Genomic DNA, 21,830 nt, shown 5'->3' on the forward strand with positions numbered 1-21,830 from the left:
TGCCTGCGAATCTGCCGTGGCCCATTCTCCGGAATCTTCAACCGATACAACGCCCGCCATCTCCATATCAGATTTGTCCTTCTCTTATGGGTCGCAGCCGGCACTGCGCGGCATCACTCTCGAGATTCCGGAGGACGCACTCATCGCGGTGCTCGGCCCCAACGGCAGCGGCAAGACAACGCTGTTTCGCTTGTTGGCCACCGCGCTGCCGTTCCGGAAGGGTGCGATCCATGTTCTGGGGAATGATTTGTCTGTCCGCTTGAATATGGCGCGTGCCCGCATGGGTGTCATCTTCCAGTCGCCGGCGCTGGATCGCATGTTGACCGTGCGGGAGAATCTGACGCATCACGGCAAGCTGCGCGGCCTGTCGGGCGCCGGTTTGCGAGCGCGCATCGCCGATGGCGCCGGTCGGATGGGCCTGAACGACCATCTGAATCGACGCGTCGATCAGCTCTCCGGCGGCTGGACACGGCGCGCCGACCTGGCCCGGGCGCTGCTGCACGAGCCGCCGATTCTCATTCTCGATGAACCGACGACCGGGCTGGATCCCGCCGCCCGGGACGACTTCTGGCAACTGCTGGAGGTGCAGCGACGCGCGGAACATCTGACGATCTTGTTTACGACCCACCACTTCGAGGAAGCGGACCGTGCCGACCGTGTGATCATTCTCGACGATGGCGCAGTGGTCGCCGATGGCGTACCGCTGGAGTTGCGCGCGCAACTGGGCCAACAGATCGCCACGATCAGTTGCCGAAACGTCGATGCGGTCCTGGCGCGTGTGCAGGGGAAGGGCCGGGCCGCACGGATCGACAATCGGCTGGTGCGTGTCGTCCTCAACGGCTCCGACGACTCAGCCGGCGATCTTCTCAATGAACTCGGCGCACAGGTCGAATCGATACAGATTGCGCATCCGACGCTGGCCGACGTGTTCTATGACCGCACCGGGCGCCGCTTCTCCGAGGAGAATTCCCAATCGTCTGGGGCAGCATCCGGGCCATCATCCCGATGAGCGAACAGGAGTCCGTCAGAGTGGTTCGGCCGCGTCCGTGGCTGGCCGTGAGTGCGTTGGCGAGCCGCGAATGGACCCGCATGCTGCGCCAGCGGGGACGGCTGATCGGTGTGCTGGCTCAGTCGATTGTCCTGCTCATTCTCCTTGGCGGCGGCCTGTATGAATCGTTCAAGCATCCCATCGCCCGCAGCGCCCTGAACTATCCGCAGTTTCTGCTTCCGGGCGTCATTTTGCTCGTGATGTTGTTCGCCGCAATTTTCTCGACCATCGGCATCATCGAAGATCGCACGAGCGGCTTTCTGCAGGGCGTCACCATCGCGCCGATTCCCGCGTGGGCGTTGGTGCTCGGTCACGCGCTGGGCGGCGGTACGCTGGCGGTGGCGCAGGCCACCATCATGCTGCCGGTCGCGCCGATCCTGGGTCTGCACAGCAGCGCCCTGGGGCTGCTCGGCGCGATCGGGGTCATGCTCTGGCTGGCGCTGGCCATGACCAGTCTGGGCATCGCCATGGGCTGGCGAATGCGTTCGGTGCAGTCGTATCACACGATGATGAATCTGCTCCTGCTTCCCATGTGGCTGTTGTCCGGGTCGATCTTTCCTTCGGCCGGAGCGGCGCGATGGATGCAGACGGTCATGGCAATCAATCCCCTGACATATGGTGATGCGGCACTGCGACGGATGCTGTATCTTGGACAGCCCGAACTGCAGGGATCGCTGCCGGGGCTGACGTTGAGCATCGCGGTGATCGCGGGGTTTGGAGTGTTCTCGTTCGGGTTGGCGGTCGTTGCGGTCGGGGGGCGGAACCGGGAAGGGGGACCATGACCACGCCTGACCGTACACGTTCCATTCGCCGCATCGTTCCGGTTGCCGTCCTGGCGCTGGTCGGGTCTTTGGCAGTAACCGGATACCTGGGCTATGCGCATCTGACCTCGCAGCGTGCCGACCAGGCCCCCGCTGCCGAGGGGACCATCGTGGCCGACTATGGCCCGCTGGTCGATTTCACGCTGACGACGCAGCACGGTACGCCGCTGTCGCGCGACGATCTGCGCGGCAACATCTGGCTGGCCGATTTCATCTTCACATACTGTGCCGGACCCTGCCCATTGATGACCGCGCGGATGGCCGAACTGCAAAAGGCCTTGGCCGACATCGACGCATTGCGCCTCGTTTCCTTTTCGGTCGATCCGGATCGCGATACGCCGGAGGTGCTCAAAGAGTACGGCGACCGCTACGGCGCCGACCACGATCGCTGGACGTTTCTCACTGGTGATATCGTAACGATCATGCACGTCGCCATCGAGGGCTTCGCCATCGGCGACCGCGAGGACCCGATCCTGCACAGCACGCTCTTCGCGCTGGTCGATCAGCGCGGCCACATCCGCGGCTATTACCACAGCGATGAACCGGAGCTGATCGACAAGATCCGGCACGATCTCGACATTCTGCGCCGCGAAGATCCCGCCTGATGGACATCTCGATTCTGCCGCCGCTGAATGCCGCGCTCAACGCGGTGGCGACCGTTCTGCTGTTGTGCGGCTTCTGGGCGATCAAAACCAAGCGTCGCAACCTGCACCGCAACCTGATGCTCACCGCCCTGGCGTGTTCGGTGCTCTTTCTGATCTCCTACATCGTCTATCACTCCCAGGCGGGCGTGACGCGTTTCACGACACCGGGGTGGCCCAAGACCCTGTACTTCTCGATCCTCTACACGCACACCCCGCTGGCCGTCGTCAACCTCGTCATGGTCATCCTGACCGTACGGCGGGCGGCGCGATCGGAGTTTACCAAGCATAAGCGAATCGCCCGATTCACCCTGCCGATCTGGCTCTATGTCTCAATCACCGGTGTCATTATCTATTTTATGCTCTACCAATGGTTTCCACCGCAGTGATTAAAGCATCACATTCGATGGTTTGACGTTCGAACGTTTCGCTGCAACGCTTGTAATCGCACGATGCTTTCAATATCGTTGTCCGTCTTGGAATCCGCAGTTCTGCGGCCCGTTCGCATACTGCGCCGGTATTCTTCCACAACCCAAGTGAGGTTCGAATGAAGCAAATGAGTATGGGCGTCATCGGACTTGGCGCTCTGCTGCTCGCATCGGTCGCTACGGCCGACGTGCGGGCCGAGCGTACGGTGCCGCCGCTGGGTATCCGCGAGCAGACGCCCGCCGTGCACGCGCTCATCAATGCGCGCATCGTCGTTTCTCCGACACAGACGATCGAACGGGGCGCCGTCGTTCTCCGCGACGGTATCATCGTCGCAGTGGGCGCAGCGGCCGCTGTCCCGGCCGATGCCCGCGTCTGGGACTTAGACGGCAAGACGATCTACCCCGGCCTCATCGACGCGTACACCAAATACACTCCGGCCGGTCCCGCCGACGGGGGAGCACGGCGCGGCGGTGGCGGCGCGGAGAGCGAAACCCCCGGTACACCCCCCGTCAGAGGCGGCGCCAACTATTGGAGCAACGACATCAAGCCGCACAATCGCGTCGAGCGCGATTTCAAGGCCGATGAGAAGGCCAACGAGACCTTCCGCTCGCAGGGAATCACCGTGCGGCTCGCCGCCCCCGGCGATGCCATCATTGCCGGTACCAGCGCCCTGGTCGCGACCGGCGACGGCGATGCGGCAGCGGCGATTCTCAGGGATGGAGTCGCGATGCACGGCGTGCTGTCCACCAGCCGCTCGTGGGGGGATCGCGAGTATCCCAATTCACCGATGGGGGCGATGACGCTCTTCCGGCAGGCCTTTTACGATGCCGACTGGTACGCCAAGGCATGGGCCGCCCACACCAAAGATCGCACACTGCCGCGCCCGGAACGCAATGACGCCCTCGATGCCATGGCGGGCTACATGGGCAGCACCAAGCCGGTCATTATCGACGCGTCCGATGAGATGTACTTTCTGCGGGCCGACCAGGTCGGACGGGAATTGGGTCTCAATGTTGTCGTTCATGGCTCCGGACGCGAATACCGCCGTCTCGATGCCATCCGCGCCACCGGACGCTCGGTCATCGTGCCGTTGGATTTCCCCAAGGCGCCCGATGTGAAAACGCCCGAGAAGGCGCTGCGCGTGTCACTGGAAGACCTGATGCACTGGGACAGCGCGCCGGAGAATGCTGGACGTCTTGCCAATGCCGGTGTGCCGATTGCGTTTTGCTCAGAGGGATTGAAGGATACCAAAACATTTCTCGAGCAGGTGCGCACTACGGTCAAGCGCGGACTGTCGGCCGATGCCGCGCTGCGGGCGCTGACTGTCACGCCCGCCACATGGTATGGCATGGCGGACCGACTTGGCACCATCGAGACAGGCAAGCTGGGAAATTTGCTGATTACCGACGGCCCTTTGTTCGACGGCAAGACGAGCGTCATCGAAACCTGGGTGAGCGGCGAGCGCTACGAGGTGAAGTCGCCGCCCGTCGTCGAGCCGCGTGGGAAATGGGAACTGACTCTGTCCGAACGTCGCGGTCAGCCGGGCATGCTGTCGCTCTCGGTCGAAGGAGCTCCCGACAAACTCAAAGGCAAGATCGCCGTCGACACCAATTCCGTCAAACTCGACGATGTGTCGCTGTCCGACGCGCGACTGGCGATATCGGTCAAAGCCGACACGCTCGGGTGGACGGGTGTCACACGCATGTCGGGCACGGTCATCGGTGACGATCTCATCGGCGACGGCATCTGGTCGGACGGCGCGAAGTTTACGCTCACCGGCAGGCGCACCGAGCCCTTCACCAAAGAGCCCGACACGTCGAAGGCCAAGGAGACGAAGATGGCGTCGTATGCCGTCAATTATCCCCTGGGGGCCTACGGCGTCGACGGACCCCCGGTGCAGCCCCGCGAGGTCTACTTCACCAATGCCACCGTGTGGACCTGCGGCCCGCAGGGGAAACTCGATCGCGCCACGATTCTGGTCCGTGACGGCAAGATCGTATCGGTCGGCAGCACGGCCCCGCCCGCCGGCGCCGATGTCGTCGATCTCTCAGGCCGGCATGTGACGCCGGGGCTGATCGATTGCCACTCGCACAGCGCCACCAACGGCGGCATCAACGAATCGGGACAGACGATCACCGCCGAAGTTCGCATCGGCGATTTCATCGACTGCAATGACGTAGATATCTACCGCCAACTGGCCGGTGGCCTGACCGCGGCCAATGTCCTGCACGGCTCCGCCAACACCATCGGCGGGCAAAATCAGGTGATCAAGCTCCGCTGGGGCGCACTGCCGGAAGAAATCAAGTTTGCCGGAGCGCCGCCGGGGATCAAGTTCGCGCTCGGTGAGAATGTCAAGCAGAGCAACTGGGGCGACCGTTTCACGTCGCGTTACCCGCAGACGCGCATGGGTGTCGAGCAGTTGGTCCGCGATGAGTTCGCCGCCGCCCGCGAGTACAAGACGCGTTGGGACACCTGGAACAGTACCAAGCGCGGCATGCCGCCGCGCCGTGATCTCGAACTCGAGGCCATCGCGGAGATTCTCGATGCCGAGCGGCTGGTGCACTGCCATTCATACCGCCAGGATGAAATCCTCGCGCTGATGCGCACCTGCGAGGATTTCGGCGTGCGGCTCGGAACATTTCAACACATCCTCGAGGGATACAAGGTCGCCGATGTCATGGCCCAACACGGGGTCGGCGGCTCGTCCTTCTCCGACTGGTGGGCCTACAAGATGGAAGTAATCGATGCCATCCCCTACAACGGGGCGTTGATGCACAACGCCGGCGTCGTCGTGAGCTTTAACTCCGACTCGGGCGAACTGGCCCGGCGCATGAACACCGAAGCCGCCAAGGCGGTGAAGTATGGCGGTCTCTCGGAGGAGGACGCGCTGAACTTTGTCACGCTCAACCCCGCCAGGCAGCTTGGCATCGATCATCGTGTCGGATCGATCGAGGCGGGCAAGGACGCCGATCTGGCGATCTGGAATGCCCCGCCGCTATCGACCTATGCGGCCTGTGAACAGACCTGGATCGACGGACGCAAATACTTCGACCGCCAGGACGACATGGCGCGCCGCGCCCGGCTCGACGAAATGAAGACCGCGCTGGTGCAAAAAGTGCTCGACTCCGGCGACGAACCCGGCGAGGCAGGAGGACGCGGCGGTCGCCAGTGGCCGCGCTGCGACATCTACTGCGGACACGGACTCGATCACGCCATCGACGAGGGCGCGCACGAATGGGAACTGGATGCCATCACCGGGGAGGGCCGTTAACATGAACACCACTGAGCATATCTTGGCCACCGTCCTCGCGGTCGGCATCGGTTCCGCCGCACTCGCTTCGACTCAGATTCCCGCACCGGCGCAGGACCGTCCGATCGCGCTGATCGGCGGCACCGTGCACACCGTCGACGGCGACGACATCAGCGGCGGGACAGTCATCTTCGACAACGGCAGGATCACGGCGGTCGGCACGAATGTTTCCGTGCCCGCCAACGCCGAACGCATCGACGTCGCCGGCAAGCATGTCTATCCCGGACTCATCGACGCGGATACCTACATCGGTCTGACTGAGATCGGCTCTGTCCGGGCGACCGAGGACCGCAGCGAAACCGGGTCGATCAATCCCAATGCCCGCGCCGAAGTCGCGGTCAACCCGGAGAGTGAATTGATTCCGGTGGCGAGGTCCAACGGCGTGACATCGGTCCTGACGCTTCCCAGCGGCGGCGTCATCTCCGGCATGGGGGCGGTCCTCAATCTGGACGGCTGGACCTGGGAAGACATGACCCTGCGCGCCCCGGTCGCGATGCGCGTGAATTGGCCGCGCATGACGACGATCACCGCGTGGTGGATGCGCGAATCCGAGGAAGACCAGCTCAAGCAGCGCGACAAAAACCTCAAGGAGATTCAGCAGGCCTTCGATGACGCGCGGGCCTACATGATTGCGCGCCGCGCGAACGGTTCCGCCCACGAGCACGACGCCCGTTGGGAGGCGATGATTCCGGTGCTTGAAGGCAAACTGCCGGTCATCGTCGATGCCGATCAACTCGAGCAAATCCAGGCGGCAGTGGCCTTCGCCGAACGTGAAAACATCAAGCTGATTGTGCTGGGCGGATACGACGCCCCCCACTGCACCGAGCTGCTCAAGCGCCGCGACATCCCCGTGATCATCCAGGGCATCAATCGGCTGCCGCAACGCAACGATGATCCCTTCGATGACCCGTTCACCGTCCCCGACCGCCTGCGCAAAGCCGGTGTCCGCTACTGCATCACCGAGGGCGGCGCATCCAGCGTTCGCAATCTCCCGTATCAGGCCGCCAAGGCGGCCTCATACGGACTGCCCAAAGACGAAGCGCTCAAAGCGATCACACTGTATCCCGCACAGATTATCGGCGTGGCCGACCGCATCGGGTCATTGACGGTCGGCAAAGACGCCAATATCATCGTCTCCGACGGCGACATCATGGAAACGCCCACGAACGTCGAAATGGAATTCATCAGTGGACGCAAAACCGATCTGTCCGACAAGCAGAAGATTCTCTGGGAGAAATACAAAGAGAAGTACCGGCGTCAGGGCATTACGAACTGAGTATCGTCCCGTGCGGGTCAGCCCAAGGGCTGACCCGCACACGCATCCCTCACTTCGAGTGCCGGTCAGCCCTTGGGCTGACCGCTCCCCCCGGCGCGGGGGGGACATTCGTGTGCCGGTCAGCCCTTGGGCTGACCTCGTCCTCGCCGGTCGCCGGGAACAGGACGTCATGCCACGCTCGTGTGGCGGTCTGCCCTCGCGCTGTCCTTCACACGCCGCCCGCACTTCCCGTGCGGGTCAGCCCTTGGGCTGACCGCTCCCCCCGGCGCGGGGGGGACATAACGCAGTGCCCCGCGCGAGGAGCAGCGGACGACAATCAGTCAGCGTCACGAATGCATCCGCTGAGCCATACTCATAAAACCGTGCCGAGGAGAACTCGAAATCAGCCGGCGAGATCACCAATCCCGCCTTCACAGGGTTGCGGTGAACGTACTCAAGCTTGACCGCGAACGTGTCGGAGTCGTACAGCGCCAGATCATCGAATCGGGACATCCACAACTTGTGCTGCTTTCGTTGCGGTTCTCCGTACCGGCGCGCGGCGGCAGCAAACGGTATCCGTTCGGTCTCGCTTAACTGTGCCAGAATTGCCTGAGCCGTCAAGCTTTTCCAAGATGCCATGAACCGTGAAGTCTCGCCCTTCACGGGTGCCTTGACGATGGCGTGCAGATGGCTGGGCATCAGCGCATATGCATGGATCGTCATTCCATGATGAGCGCGTCTTTGTTCCATGAGTCTGAGTGCGACCCGGGCATATTCTGAGTCGGTGAACAGCCGGGCGAATCCTGTGAGCGTCGTGGTGATGAACAGCGGGTACGTGCTATCGTCAATCCCTGATCGTCCACGTTTCATATCGCGATCACTCTGCGCTGGACGGTCAGCCCAAGGGCTGACCGGCACACGAACAATTCGGCCCCATGTCACACCCGAAGAGTGCAATGAACAACGTTCCCGTGCGGGTCAGCCCAACGGATGACCCGCACAAAGAACCGCGGCAAAGCGCATGGCATGACTCCTTCTGCCCCCGCAGGTTGATTCTGTAGGCCTAGTGATGCAGAGGTTAGCGCCATGAGCAGCGAGCAGCAATCACTTTTGATAGTGCATAAGCTGATTCCTGTGCGGGTCAGCCCTTGGGCTGACCGCTCCCCCTCAATTCACGCGCACGGATCGCAGTAGACGACAGCCGCGTCGCCGTTGCGAAACGCGACATCGACGAATGCCACCACGTCGAAGACATTGGTGACGCCGTCGCAGGTGACATCGGTCGTCGTGCGCGGACACAGGACATTGGGGTCGGGAATGTCGTCGCCGTTGCGGAAGGCGATATCGACCGCCGCGACCACGTCGAAGACATTCACGACGCCGTTGCAGACCGGATCGCCGAAGCAGTCGCATGCGCACAGCCCTTCGCACTCGTCGGGAATCTGATTGGCATTGACGTCGGTGGAAAATCCGAAGGCGATGTCGCAGCGGTCGGAACGGTTGTTGGTGTTGCAATCATCGAGCGTGTCGGAGACGATCTTGTAAATCTCGCCGTCGTCGTAATCGACGATGTACAACTCGCCGAACGCGTCCTCCCCGAACGAGGAGACCTGATCGATGGCGTCGGCCCCCGGCGGATCGAGATCCGCCGTGCGTTCGGTGGAGTCGCTCTTGACCGCCCCGTCGTAGCGGAAGCTCCAGATGTTGCCGAACCCGTAATCGGCGAAAATATAGGCGCCGTCAAGCCAGGGAATCGCGCAGCCGCGGTACACATACCCGCCGGTGACCGAGTAACCCAGCGAGCGATCATACTCGCTGATCGGCAGGACGCGCCCCGGGATCGGGCAGGGCCCGCCGCACCCGGAGAGCGATGGCAGGCAGTGCGAGCCCTCCATGCAGCGCCAGCCGTAGTTTTCGCCGCCGGTGCTGGCGGCGGGCTGATAATCGATTTCCTCCGTCGTATCCTGACCGACGTCGCCGATGTACAGGTCGCCGGTCGCGCGGTCGAAGCTCCAGCGCCAGGGGTTGCGCAGTCCGAATGCCCAAATCTGCGGCAGCGTATCGAGTGCACCGACGAAGGGATTGTCGGCGGGCACGAAGGGCGCGGCGATGTCGATATCGAAGCGCAGCATCTTGCCCAGCAGCGACGATGGGTCCTGCGCGTTCTCATTCGGATCGTACCCCGAGCCGCCGTCGCCCATGCCGACATACAACATTCCATCGGGACCGAACTGCAGGCAGCCGCCGTTGTGATTGGGAAAGTCCTGCGCGATCTCGATGATTTTCAGGATGCTGTCGGCGTGGGTGCAGGCGGTGTCGGGATCGGTCTCCGACGCCTTGTATCGCTCGATCCATGTCGCGCCGGTCGTGACGCGGGTGTAGTTGACGAAGAAATACCCGTTGGTCTCATAATCGGGGTGAAACGCCAGCCCCAACAGCCCGCGCTCGCCGCAACAGGATATCTTGCTGGTGATATTCAGGAACGGTTTGGCGAGCGGGACACCATTCTTGATGATCTTGATCGTCCCGTTCTGTTCGATGTAAAACAGGCGTTCGAAATCGCCCGGGGGAGAGGTGATGTAGATCGGGCGGATCAGCCCGTCGATGACCTGAACCGTATTCAGCCCGGCCATGGCATCCGTCGCGCCGATGGTGAGCATGAATGCCGCAACCGATACCACAACAGTTCTGATTGGCAATGATCGCATGCGACCCTCCAAACCGGCAGGTAGTTTACTTCGTGGTCGGGGCTGACCGAGCCCCGCATATCCCTAATGTCGGCTTATCCGAGACCGAGTCAAGGATTCATACGGCGCGCGTCGGTGTCACGCAACCACGGCGCCCCGGCGCATCAATAATTCGGTGCCCGCCTGCACGATGCGTGCAACGGTGATGTTGAATTTTTCATAAAGAACCTCGGCGGGGGCGCTCGCTCCGAATCTCGTCATGCCGATGACGATTCCCTCGGAGCCGACATAGCGTTCCCATCCCATGGTGATCCCGGCTTCGACTGCGATACGCAGTCTCACCGAAGATGGGAAAACCTCATCTTGATACCTCGACGATTGCTTCTCAAAGAGCTCCCACGACGGCATCGATACCACACGCACGCAGGTTGCATCCCCGGCCAGTGCCATTCCGGCTTGAAGCGCCAATGCCACCTCGGAGCCGGTTCCGATAATGATGATCTCCGGTGTCCGGCCCGACGACTGCCAGAGCGTGTAGGCGCCCCGATGCAGTTCCGACGCCGGGGCACACTGCCGGCGGTCGAGGACCGGCACATTCTGCCGTGTCAGCACCAGCACGGTCGGCCCGCTCTCATTCGTAATCGCTGCGCGCCATGCTTCGGCCGTCTCACGCGCATCCGCCGGACGGATCACTGTCAGATTAGGGATCAGCCGCAGACTCATCAGGTGCTCGATGGGCTGATGGGTCGGCCCGTCTTCGCCCAGGCCGATGCTGTCGTGCGAAAATATGTAGATCGCGCGCACTCCCATGAGCGCGCCCAGGCGCATCGCCGGACGCATGTAGTCGGAAAATGTCAGAAACGTTGCCGAGTACGGAATCACGCCCCCGTGTCGCGCCATGCCATTGACGATGGCGCCCATCGCATGCTCGCGCACTCCGAAATAGATGTTCCGGCCGCGTTGCGCATCCCAAATGAAGTCGCCATAATCCTTCAGCAGCGTCTTGTTGCTCTCCGCCAGGTCGGCGGAGCCGCCGATCAGTTGCGGCAGACGCTCGGCCAGATGATTCATCACCGTCCCGGAAGCGGAACGCGTCGCCATCGCTTTGCCGATTCCCTCAAACAAAGTGTCGAGTCCGTCGTCCCATCCGTCCGGCAGTCGGCCCTCGACCGTCGACTGAAACCGGGTGGCCAGTTCCGCATGGGCCCTCGTGTACGCGTCGAATCTTTCCCGCCACCGCGCGTGAGACTCCCGCCCGCGTTCGACCGCCCTGCGCATGTGCGCCAGGACCTCGCCGGGGATGTGAAACAACGGCGCCTGCGGCCAGCCGAGTGCGTCCTTCGCGGCACGGGCATTGTCGGTTCCCAGCGGCGCCCCGTGCACGGCCGCTGTGCCTTGCTTGGGACTGCCGTATCCGATGACCGAGTTGATCACGATCAGCGAAGGGTGATTCGTATCCGCCTGCGCCCGACGGATCGCCGCCGCGATTCCCTCGACATCGTTTCCATCGACCGGTCCGATGACCTGCCAGCCGTAGGCGCGGAATCGCGCGGCCGCATCCTCGCGAAACGATTTTTCGGTTGAGCCATCAATCTGGATGCCGTTTGAATCATACAGATAGATCAGACGCCCCAATCCCCATGTCCCCGCGAGACCGGCGGCCTCCGAGGAGATTCCTTCCTGCAAGTCGCCGTCGGATACGAGCGCATAGATGAAGTGGTCCACGATGGAGTGGTCCCGACGATTGAATTGCTGCGCGAGATAATGCTGCGCCATCGCCATGCCGACGCCGTTGGCGAAGCCTTGCCCCAATGGTCCGGTCGTCACCTCGACCCCGGGGGTCAGGCCGCACTCCGGGTGGCCCGGTGTCTTGCTCTCCCATTGGCGGAAATGTTCCAGTTCGGAGAGCGGCAGGTCATATCCCGTCAGGTGCAGCAACGAATACAACAGCATCGACGCGTGTCCGGCCGAGAGGACGAAGCGATCGCGGTCGCACCACGCGGGATCGCACGGATCGTGCTTGAGAAACCGATCCCAAAGGACGAACGCGGTCGGAGCCATCCCCAGCGGCGCGCCCGGGTGTCCGGATTGGGCGCGCTCGACCGCATCGACCGCGAGAAAGCGGATGGTGTTGATGCACTGTTGCTCGAGGGCGCGATCAGTCATTGCCGAAGGTCCCCAGTCTTAGTCGCGTGGTCCCAAAGTCATGCGCCGGCTCTCTTTGGGCGATGATTTGCAGCGTTGACAATTGCGTCATGCGGGGTATACTGAACTGCGTTGTGGCGCATCACACGCGATCCCTCGCGTTGTTGCCCAGTCTACGTCGCAGTTGTTTCTGAATCCAGACGAAAGGATCGCCGTCGTCATGTCCCGGTACACAGGCGCATTCGTCGTTGTCCTGCTCCTGACCATTCTGGTCTCCGCTGGGTCGGTCGCCGACACCGCCCGAGTCCGTCCGCTGCGGCTGACCGCCGGGACACGGCTCCCGGATCCCGCCGAGACCGAGCAGCACCTCGAACGGATTCAGGCCGCTGGAACAGATCGCGATGGCGCGATCATCCAGTTCGAACAGATACCCACGGCAACCGATCGTCTGTCGTTGGCAGCGCGCGGGATAACGCTTCACCGGTACATACCGGAAAACGCCTACATCGCGACGCTGCCGGCTGATTTCCGCGCCGATGAAACCGGAAATTACGGAATCACATGGATCGGGGCGCTCCAGCCCCAGGAAAAGTTCCCCGAGGGGCTCCAAGTCGCAGGAACCCCGGAATGGTGTCTGGATGAGTCCGGCCGCCCGCAATTTTCGATTTCTGTTTTTCCGCACATCGAACCGGAGGCGGCCGCCGTCTGGCTGGCCGCCGAGTATGGCGCGGTGACGTTGGGAGTCTCTCGTCTCGCCAACGCCGTCGCTGTCGCATTGCCGGCGGACAACTGGTTCGACATTGCCCATGACTCACGCGTGCTGACGGTCGAACCCTTCTGGCCGCGACGGGAGACAAACAACTCATGCCGTACCAACAGCCGCGCCGAAGAGGCGCAGACCGCGCCGTACAACCTCGACGGCTCCGGGATCATGGTCGGCGAATGGGACGGCGGCCGCGCCGACATTAACCACAGCGATTTCGGCGGACGGGTCGTCTCCGGTGACGCCGCTTCCTTTATGACGCATGCCACTCATGTCGCCGGTACGATCCTGGGCTCCGGCTCCGAGTCGGGCGGCACCTATCGCGGGATGGCGCCGGCCGCGGGGCTGGTCACTTATCTGTGGTGGAACTTCGCCTTCGAAATGGAGAATGAAACCCAAAGCGCGATCAACACGCACGACATCTGGGCGTCGAACAACTCCTGGGGGGTCGGTTACTCGCCGCCCACCGTATCCAACTGCAACGCCTATCTGGGGAACTACTTCTCCGAATGCGGCGCGATCGATGACGTCGTGCGCGGTGACTTGGGCAAGCCGGTCATCAATGTGTGGTCGGCCGGCAACGAGCGGCTGAACAGCCCCGATTACTGCGGCTCGGTGGGTTTTACGTGGGGCACGATCATCCCCTATGGAACCTCCAAGAATGCGCTCACCATCGGCGCGATCAATTCGAACAACTCGACCATGACTAGTTTCTCCAGTTGGGGGCCGACCGATGACGGGCGTCTCAAGCCGGAAATCGTTGCGCCCGGCTGCCAGACCGGCGCCGACTTCGGCGTGACATCCACCAAGCTGACATCCGGCTACACGGTCTATTGCGGCACCTCGATGGCCGCGCCGACCACCACCGGATGCGTCGCCCTGTGGCTTGAACGATTCAACGATCTGCATCCCGGCGAGGTGCCGCTGGCATCGACCGTGCGCGCGATGTTCTGCGAAACGGCCTTCGATCTGGGCTCCACCGGCCCGGAGTACGATTTCGGCTACGGTCGTCTCGACATCGTCGCGGCGGTCGATCGGTTGGACGACGGAGCGTTCTTGGAGGCGAGTGTCGATCACGGCGAGACGCCGCAATGGACTTTTGTCAGCGATGGTTCGGTCACGCCGATGTCCATCACGCTCGCCTGGGATGATCCCGGCGCGTTTGCGGGCGCCAATCCGACTCTGATCAATGATCTCGATTTGCGGCTGATTTCGCCCGGCGGCGCGACCACATATCTGCCGTGGGTTCTCAATCCGGCCAATCCCTCTGCCGACGCCACGACCGGCCTGGATCGGCGCAACAACATCGAGCAGGTGCGCATCACCGGACCGCTCCCGGCCGGCATCTGGACAATTGAAGTCGAGGGTTTCAATGTCCCGCAGGGACCGCAGGACTTTTCGCTCGTCTATTCGGCGGCCATCGATCTTTCATCGGGGCCGCAAGACTATGCCGTGACCGTCGCAGCCGACAACGACACAACGAGCATACCCGCCGATCTTCCGTTCGGCATCCTCGTCGCCAATAACGGCGCACAAAACGACACCTACGATGTGACCTTGAGCAGCTCTCACGGCTGGACGATCACGCCCAACCCGGTCACAATTTCCATCCTCAGCTTGGATGACTCGCTTTTGAGCTTCACGGTCGCGATTCCGGTAAGCGGGCCGTTTAACGTAAATGACACGATCACCGGCACCGCCGTCTCGCAGGCCGATCCCGCCGTCAATTCATCCGATCAAAAGATCGTCGCGGTCATCTCCGGGCGCGCGGTGGAAGCCGTTGCGTCCAACGACACGCTCGGTATAGCGGGCAAGACCATTGAGTCGGCGGCGACGGTCACCAACACGGGGTTCTTCGCCGACGACATCGACTGGTCGCTGACCGACCAGCAGGGCTGGAGCGTCAGTCCGCCGGGCGGCACATCATCGCTGGCCCCCGGCGAAGACGACACGCTGGGGCTGGAGTTTACCATCGATCCGGGCGCATCAGCCGGTTCGACCAATTGGGTCAAAGTCAATGCGGTCTCCCAGGCCGACCCCGGCGCGGCAGCCGCCGATTCGCTGCGCGTGACCGTGCTCGATAATCCCCCGGTGCCGCTGCTCGTGGCTCCCGCCGATGGCGCACCGTTCAATAATGCGACTCCCACGCTCGAATGGGGGAAGGGCGCATACGTGCCATATCCGCCTCCATACGATGTCTTTGCGTTTGCAGTCGAGATAGGCGACGATCCGGCGTTCACGGCGAATCTCGTTCATCTCGACGCGTCAGACGACAGCAGCGTGGCCTCGCCCGCGTTGGCCGACGGTGTCCACTATTGGCGTGTTCTTTCATACAACGTGTTCGGCGATTCGAGTGCCTACTCGGAGATACGCACTTTCGAAGTCGACACGCAGGCGCCCGATGTGCCGTCGTTGCTGTCACCCGCCGACTTCGCCTACGAAGCGGACATCACGCCCACGTTTGCGTGGAGCGCAGTCACCGCGAAGAGTCTGTCATCGCCGGTCGTGTATCGGTGGGAGATCAGCGCCGATTCGACATTTGCCTCGGATGTCGACTCGCTTTGGACCTCGGTCACGACGTATACGCTGCCCGACAGCACGCCGCTGGAACAGTGCAGCACGGTCGTCTACTGGCGCGTGACCGCGCGCGACGATGCCGGAAACTGGTCGGCGCCGTCGCCGGCGCACTCGTATGCCGTATACATCCCCGGCGATATGAACTTCGATTGCGTCGGCGACGTGTTCGATGTCGTCCTGCTCATCGGCGTCGTCTTCCGCGCCGAACCGCTCCCCAATCCGCCAGGACGCGCCGAATGCAACTGCTCGCCGCCGCCGCCCGATGTCTTCGATGCCGTGGCCCTCGTCGATTACGTGTTCCGCGCCGGCCCGCCGCCCTGCACGCCGTTATAGAACTACGAGAATGCGACGGTCAGCAAGTTCGTACCGCCAACGTTGGGCGTGGCGTTCAGATTCGTGTAAACTCTATTACTCGGTTGCGACTGAACGACTGCGGCGCGGATAGTCACGGGTGCTGCGACACCCCGGCGATATGCCGGTGCGACTACTTGATAATCACGATCTTGCCGACCTGCGCGCCGAGGTGTGAGTCGACGCGGTAGATGTAGATGCCCGACTCGACCGCCTGCTGGTTGCGGGAAATCAGGTCCCACGAAATCTCCGAAGAGTAACTCGACAGGAACGGGTCGGGATGATTCAGTTCGCGCACGAGGTCGCCGTCGAGCGTGTAAATGCGCACAGTCGCCGAATCGGGCATGTTGATGAAGTGAATTCGGCGCAGCCGCTCATCGAAGCTGCCTTGCGCGAACCGACCCTCGAACCCTTCATCGAAATACGTGCTCAACTGGCCGCTGGCGCCGATGATCGCGCTTTTGTACGGGTTCGGATAGACGCTGACGCGGACTGAATCTTTGCGGGCGCCTCCGACTTGCCAATAATCCTCGACCACGTCGGACGAGTAGATGGGAATGCCGTAGACACGGTTGGTGCCGGGGATCGTCTCCAGCGGATCCAGATCGTTGAACGGATCACCGTAATCGAACGCGGTGACCGAAACGAAATACGTCTTGGACGCCAGCAGATTGTCCAGGACGAGCTTGTAGACCCCGTACGTGAGCGTATCGAGCCCGACGATCGTGTCGCGTGTGCCGACGCGCTGGATCAGGTTGGGTTTTTCGACTCCGTTGGAGATGATCGTATTGCCTTGGTTGAAGTCCTGCCGCTCGAAGTATCCCTTCCGCTCGACCACCTGCCCCTGATCGTTGAAATCGGAGTACGTGTACGCCGAATCGGGTGTCCCGTGATAGATGGGATCGAACACGGGATCATCGAAGATGTCCCGCCAGGTCTCGACCGTGAACGGATGCGATGTGACCTCCCAGCGGTTCAATAAGGGGTCGAGCGTGAAGCGGCGAAAATCCTCGATGTCCCAACTGGCGACCATGGCATAATCGCCGGAGCTGGGGAAGTCATCGGGAGAATTGCGTTCGGCGACGTAGACGCGGTACCCTTCAAAATCGATGAGACGGATCAACGGGTCGAGGACCGTTTCGGAATTCGCGCCGTTCCAATTGATCTCCAGTTCGTTGGGCCGCGAGATTAACGAGAGGTTATTGCTCGCGGGACCGGTGGGCGGTTTCGGGCCGGTGAAGTCGGGACACCCGTCGCCTGTGTAAAAGATGGTGTCGGGGCCGATGATCGGGTAGTGCCGGCCCGCATCTTCGTCACCATCGCTGTCCACGCCGTAATTGTCGAAGACGAACCCCGCCCACCACGCGTTCTTGGCCAGGTCGGAGAAATCCAGATTGTTGACGAACTGCGTCGGATCGACACAGTCGAACGCATTGTCGGGATAGCGATGGATATCGTCGGAGCCCAGGAACGCAAAGGTGATGGCAAACTTCTCGCCGGGCCGCAACTCGTTGACCGGTCCGGCCGAAAGGAGCGCGCGCGTATCCAGCCCGTCGGCCAGATTGCAGGCGACCGCCTCCGTCAAGGGCGGCTTCCATCCCTGTGAACTGAAGTTGACCGCCGAGTACAACTGTCCGTAGTCCTGCTCGCCATTGGACATGAACCAGTACTTCTGCAAATCACGCGAGGGAGTGCCCTGCCCGCCATGGGTAAGCCGGCGCAGATCGGTCGCGAGACGGGGACCCCAGTCGAGAATGGCCGATGCATTCGATGTCCACCAATTGAAACTGACACCGGCACCCTCCGGCAGACGCAGAAAGCGCCAGCCAAACGCCCCCCGTGCCGACGCCCGCGGAAATTGTCCGCCGTCGGGGTCGCCGTCGTTGTCGCCCACCCACGCCACCAGCAGCGTATCGGTATAAGTCGGATCGATCGGATTGGGCCAATAGGGCAAAAATCCGGAGATGTCGTCGTTGAAACGATCCTGCGTGTTCCCGGTCGCGAACTGGTAGTACACGTCGCAATCGTTAAAGACTCCGGTGTAGATTTCTTTGATTATGTTGGTGCCGATGTTCTCGATTTCCAGATCGTAGATCACGAAGTCACGGGCGAAATTGTCCGATGACTGATGCGTGGCTTGCCGCACCATCAGGCCCATGGGAGTGTGCTGCGTGAAATTCGTGCTGGTGAAAACCGTATCGACGTATTCGGTGTAATAAACCTGCTCCAGCGACTTGGCTGACCCGCCGCCGGCGCAACCGGCGGAGACATACCCGTCGGGCAGCCCCTCCCGGATCGGCTCGAATCCGTTAAACTCATCGCCGATGCCATCCCAGCCGTCGTAGGCGACCGACACCAGCGTGTCGGTCCCGACAATGCCGCCGACCCACAAGCCGCCATTGTAGAGATAGTCGATGCGGGTGCCGCCGGGGTACTCCAGCGAGGGGCACCAGTTGATGCGAAGTAACGTCTCGTCGATCGGGCAGGCATCGTCGCCGTGCGAGGTACCCCAGGAACCGTCATTGCCAAATGAGGTCCACAGCTCGCCGATATAGTGCAGCCGTCGGTCGAATACCGGCGCGGCCTGATGAACCCAGGCCCCCGATCCCTTCGGCGGTTCCAGCGGAGGCGGGTTGTCTCTGGCCAGCGATGTCATCGACAACGACACGCACGCCAACAGCAACAGGCCCACGACCCGGACCGACCCATGACCGGGGACACCAGTTAGAGTGTCACTCTGGCGCAATCTATCATCTCCTTGCCACATATAGAATTACATCGCCACGCGCCCGCCAGGCGACATCGCCGGGCCGAACGTGCCAGTCGGCGCTCTCTCCGGCCGCTGTCAAGATCAGCAACACTGGGGTTCAAGTCAACGTCCTCGGATCAAACCTCATCGCTACTACCGGCCAACCCCGATGATATTCCAACCAATCAGCGGTACGCGGGCAGAAACCTCGTGTCGGTATCGAAAGGTCGGAGTCACAATGGAACCGGACCGGGAAAGTGCCGGAGGTCGGAATCGAACCGACACGGGATTTAGGTCCCACCGGATTTTGAGTCCGGCGCGTCTACCAATTCCACCACTCCGGCGGCCAAGCTGCCGCCAGAATAGGATTCGTCACCGGGGAAGTCAACACAGCCGACAGGCCGTCAGACATGCGCTGCCGAAGAAGCGGCCGTAGTTTTCGCCCGAATCGCCGGGAGGGAGACTTCAAAGACCGTGCCGGTGGGGCCGGAGTGCAGCAGACAGAGAGAACCGCCATGATGGGTGATGATTTTTTTGGCCAGCGCCAGCCCCAGCCCCGTGCCGGTCTCCTTGGTCGTGAAGAAGGGCTGAAACAGGTCGGCGCGCACGTCGTCGGGGATGCCGGGCCCGTTGTCGCGCACGCGCACGACCACACGGCGGTTGGCGCCGTCGTCGGCGAGACGCTCGTCGGCTTCGATATGCACCACACCCTCCGGGCCGGCGGCCTCCGCGGCATTCTGGAGAAGATTGACGAACACCTGTTTGAGCAGCAGGGCATCGCCTTCGATCCGATGATCGGCCCGCGAGTGCACAGTCGGTTCGATGACGCGGGTGCCGTGTTGCAGCAGGACCGGACGGCACACCTCGATCGCGTCGCCCAGCACCTCCATGAGCTCAACCGTGCTGCGGTCTCCTTCAAGCGGTCGCGCGAATTCGAGGAAACGCGTGACCATGTCGCTGGTCTCCATCGTCTCCTGCACGATGGCATCCGCCCAGTCGGTTTCTTTGGCGCGGCCGGACGCCTCGCGCCGGAGCATTTTGCCGTATCCAAGGATCGCGGCGATCGAGTTGCGCAGTTGGTGCGCCAGACCGGCCGCCATGCCGCCCAAATCGGCCAGCCGCTGACGGTCGGCCATCTCGCGCTCCAGCACGCGAATATTGGTCAGGTCGGTCAGCAGGATGCTCACGCCGATGACATCCTGCTGTTCGTTGCGGATCAGCGACGTGTTGACGCCCAGATACAGCGTGCCCTCCGGGACGGGACGGGGAATCTCCAGTTCGCGCCGGGCGTAGGTGATCGATTCGCCCAATGCTTCCCGGCAGAGCGACACCAGCGGTTGCGGCACCGGCACGTCGTCGATGAGACAGCCGATCATCGCGGCGCCGTCGCACTTGAGAATCTCCTCGGCGGCGCGATTGAAACGCAGGATGTCGCCGTCGTGCCCGACGATCATCACGCCGGTCGACAGCGAACGCAGAATGTAATCGTTGAACTGCTCCAGGTCGCGGGCGTGACGCTCCGAGTCGGCCGCGCGCGAACGCAGGTGCTGCGCCTGTTCCAGCAACCGTGCGACCAGCGTGTCGAACGTCTCCATGACATATTCCGGGTCGCTTTCGGTTCCGCCCGGCTGCGGCGGCAGGACACCGGTCGCCACCAATGCATTCGCGCGGCGTCGCATGCTCTGAAACGGCAAAATCACGCTGCGATAAAACATCCAGCAGAATGCCAGGAACGCCAACAGCGTCCCGCCGCGCACCCACAGCTCGATGTCCCGCTGCCGTTGGAGCGCGGCCAATTGCGCCGCCGGAATGACGGCGGTCAGGACGACCGGCGTCGAGGCCCAATTGATGGCCAACGTCCGCAGGCGGACCTCGCCCAATCTCGTCTCCGTGGCATGTTGCGGTGGCGGTGAGGGCAGCAGCGTATCGCCGCCGGTGATGCCGATGGCATGCAGATCGACCCAGACATGGCGCCACCCCGATGGGCCGGCCGCCGGCGTGTAGGCCGCAATGGAAAATCGCCGCAGAGAGTTTTGGCGCGCGATGCGACGCAGTTCATCAACCAGACGCACACTGTCATCGGCATCATGCCACACGCGCCGTGCCTCTTCGCCGGCGCGCCACAGCCGCAGCGTCATCTGCCGTTCCTCCTCGGCGATGAGACGCTGCAGCAGGATCAAAGGCGAGAGGGTGCTGACCGCGAACAGACAGACCAGGAAAAAGAATACTCCTTTGACATAATGCGCGAACGGGCGTGATTTCCGGCGCCGGTTGCTCACCATGCCCGACGCTGCGCCGTCGGCCGCTCGGAGAATGGGACCCACATTGCCATTATCGGCCGCCTGCCGGATACCGTTGACGAGCGCCATCGGGCGTCTCGCCGTTGCATTGGCTGTGTCCGTGGGCGTACTCTCCTGTTCGGATCGCACCTCGGAGAGTGTCACAGATACGGCACGGGTCGTTACGGTACGTGACGGCGACACGATTGAGCTCGACGACGGCCGCGTTGTCCGCTACATCGGCATCAACACCCCCGAACGCGGCAAGCCCGGCGCCGATTCGGCCACGGCACTGAACACGGCATTGGTCATGGGCAAGAAAGTCCGTCTACAGTTCGGCCACGACCGCGTCGACCGCTATGGCCGCACGCTCGCTTTTGTTTTAGCAGACGACGTCTGTGTCAACGAGGCGTTGGTACGGGCCGGGTGGGCGTGGTGCTATTTCTTCGAGGGGAATCTTCTCGACAGCGACCGCCTGGTCCTCGCATTGCAGGAGGCGATGGACGCGCGTCGCGGTTTATGGCGCGAAGCGTCCGGCGCAGCGGACACGCCTTATATCGGATCCTTTCTCGGTCATCGCTTCCATTACCCCGAGTGCGCCAGCGTCGCTGCCATCGAACTCGAGTACGAACTTCAATTCATATCCCGCGACTCCGCGTTCTATTACGGCTATGCGCCGTGCGCGAACTGCGCTCCGTAGCGTGACGCGCCGTGCGTGTCAAAGTTCTCTGTGCCCGCACCAAATACTCTTGACCGGAATCGACGCAGCCGCGTA

General features: G+C 62.4%; 13 protein-coding genes and 1 tRNA gene. 8 read left to right on the top strand and 6 right to left on the bottom strand.

The annotated features are described in order from the left end of the window. Positions 1-16: 16 nt before the first annotated feature. The 6 genes from VGB22_09005 (at position 17) to VGB22_09030 (ending at position 7,525) form a co-directional block, all read left to right on the top strand. Positions 17-1,009: an ABC transporter ATP-binding protein gene (locus tag VGB22_09005; protein HEX9751405.1), complete on the top strand. Its 993-nt coding sequence runs from the start codon at positions 17-19 to the stop codon at positions 1,007-1,009. Positions 1,010-1,029: 20 nt separating this feature from the next. Continuing rightward, positions 1,030-1,830, top strand: coding sequence for an ABC transporter permease (locus tag VGB22_09010; protein ID HEX9751406.1), 801 nt, complete (start codon positions 1,030-1,032; stop codon positions 1,828-1,830). Then, positions 1,827-2,474, top strand: a complete 648-nt coding sequence (locus tag VGB22_09015) for an SCO family protein (protein ID HEX9751407.1) — start codon at positions 1,827-1,829, stop codon at positions 2,472-2,474. Before VGB22_09010 ends, VGB22_09015 begins: the two co-directional genes overlap by 4 nt. Next, entirely contained in the window at positions 2,474-2,899 is a 426-nt protein-coding gene (locus tag VGB22_09020) for a DUF420 domain-containing protein (GenBank protein HEX9751408.1), read from the top strand. Before VGB22_09015 ends, VGB22_09020 begins: the two co-directional genes overlap by 1 nt. 158 nt (positions 2,900-3,057) lie before the next feature. Then, a complete protein-coding gene (locus tag VGB22_09025; GenBank protein HEX9751409.1) occupies positions 3,058-6,210 on the top strand; it encodes an amidohydrolase family protein in 3,153 nt (1,050 codons plus the stop codon). Position 6,211: 1 nt separating this feature from the next. Continuing rightward, positions 6,212-7,525, top strand: a complete 1,314-nt coding sequence (locus VGB22_09030; protein HEX9751410.1) for an amidohydrolase family protein — start codon at positions 6,212-6,214, stop codon at positions 7,523-7,525. A gap of 237 nt (positions 7,526-7,762) precedes the next feature. On the opposite strand, the gene VGB22_09035 is transcribed toward VGB22_09030, so the two are convergent. From VGB22_09035 to tkt, 3 genes are all read right to left on the bottom strand, one after another. Beyond that, the gene (locus VGB22_09035) at positions 7,763-8,374 is read right to left on the bottom strand and encodes a transposase (protein ID HEX9751411.1); all 612 of its coding nucleotides are present in this window, start codon (positions 8,372-8,374) and stop codon (positions 7,763-7,765) included. Between the two features lie 302 nt (positions 8,375-8,676). After that, positions 8,677-10,212: a PQQ-dependent sugar dehydrogenase gene (locus VGB22_09040; GenBank protein ID HEX9751412.1), complete on the bottom strand. Its 1,536-nt coding sequence runs from the start codon at positions 10,210-10,212 to the stop codon at positions 8,677-8,679. A gap of 117 nt (positions 10,213-10,329) precedes the next feature. Continuing rightward, a complete protein-coding gene (gene tkt / locus VGB22_09045) occupies positions 10,330-12,357 on the bottom strand; it encodes a transketolase (GenBank protein HEX9751413.1) in 2,028 nt (675 codons plus the stop codon). A gap of 199 nt (positions 12,358-12,556) precedes the next feature. Here tkt and VGB22_09050 point away from each other — a divergent pair, with 199 nt between their 5' ends. Further along, on the top strand, positions 12,557-16,009 hold the full coding sequence (locus tag VGB22_09050; protein ID HEX9751414.1) for a S8 family serine peptidase: 3,453 nt from the start codon (positions 12,557-12,559) through the stop codon (positions 16,007-16,009). A 151-nt stretch (positions 16,010-16,160) separates the two neighbouring features. Here the strand turns inward: VGB22_09050 and VGB22_09055 are convergent, their stop codons facing one another. From VGB22_09055 to VGB22_09065, 3 genes are all read right to left on the bottom strand, one after another. Beyond that, positions 16,161-18,773: a hypothetical protein gene (locus VGB22_09055; GenBank protein ID HEX9751415.1), complete on the bottom strand. Its 2,613-nt coding sequence runs from the start codon at positions 18,771-18,773 to the stop codon at positions 16,161-16,163. Between the two features lie 261 nt (positions 18,774-19,034). Further along, positions 19,035-19,120, bottom strand: a tRNA-Leu gene (locus tag VGB22_09060). Positions 19,121-19,180: 60 nt separating this feature from the next. After that, positions 19,181-21,145: an ATP-binding protein gene (locus VGB22_09065; GenBank protein ID HEX9751416.1), complete on the bottom strand. Its 1,965-nt coding sequence runs from the start codon at positions 21,143-21,145 to the stop codon at positions 19,181-19,183. Here VGB22_09065 and VGB22_09070 point away from each other — a divergent pair. Further along, on the top strand, positions 21,132-21,755 hold the full coding sequence (locus tag VGB22_09070) for a thermonuclease family protein (protein ID HEX9751417.1): 624 nt from the start codon (positions 21,132-21,134) through the stop codon (positions 21,753-21,755). The genes VGB22_09065 and VGB22_09070 overlap by 14 nt on opposite strands. The last annotated feature ends 75 nt before the right edge of the window (positions 21,756-21,830 follow it).

The sequence above is a fragment of the Candidatus Zixiibacteriota bacterium genome (assembly GCA_036397555.1).
In the GTDB taxonomy this organism is placed as follows: domain Bacteria; phylum Zixibacteria; class MSB-5A5; order WJJR01; family WJJR01; genus DATKYL01.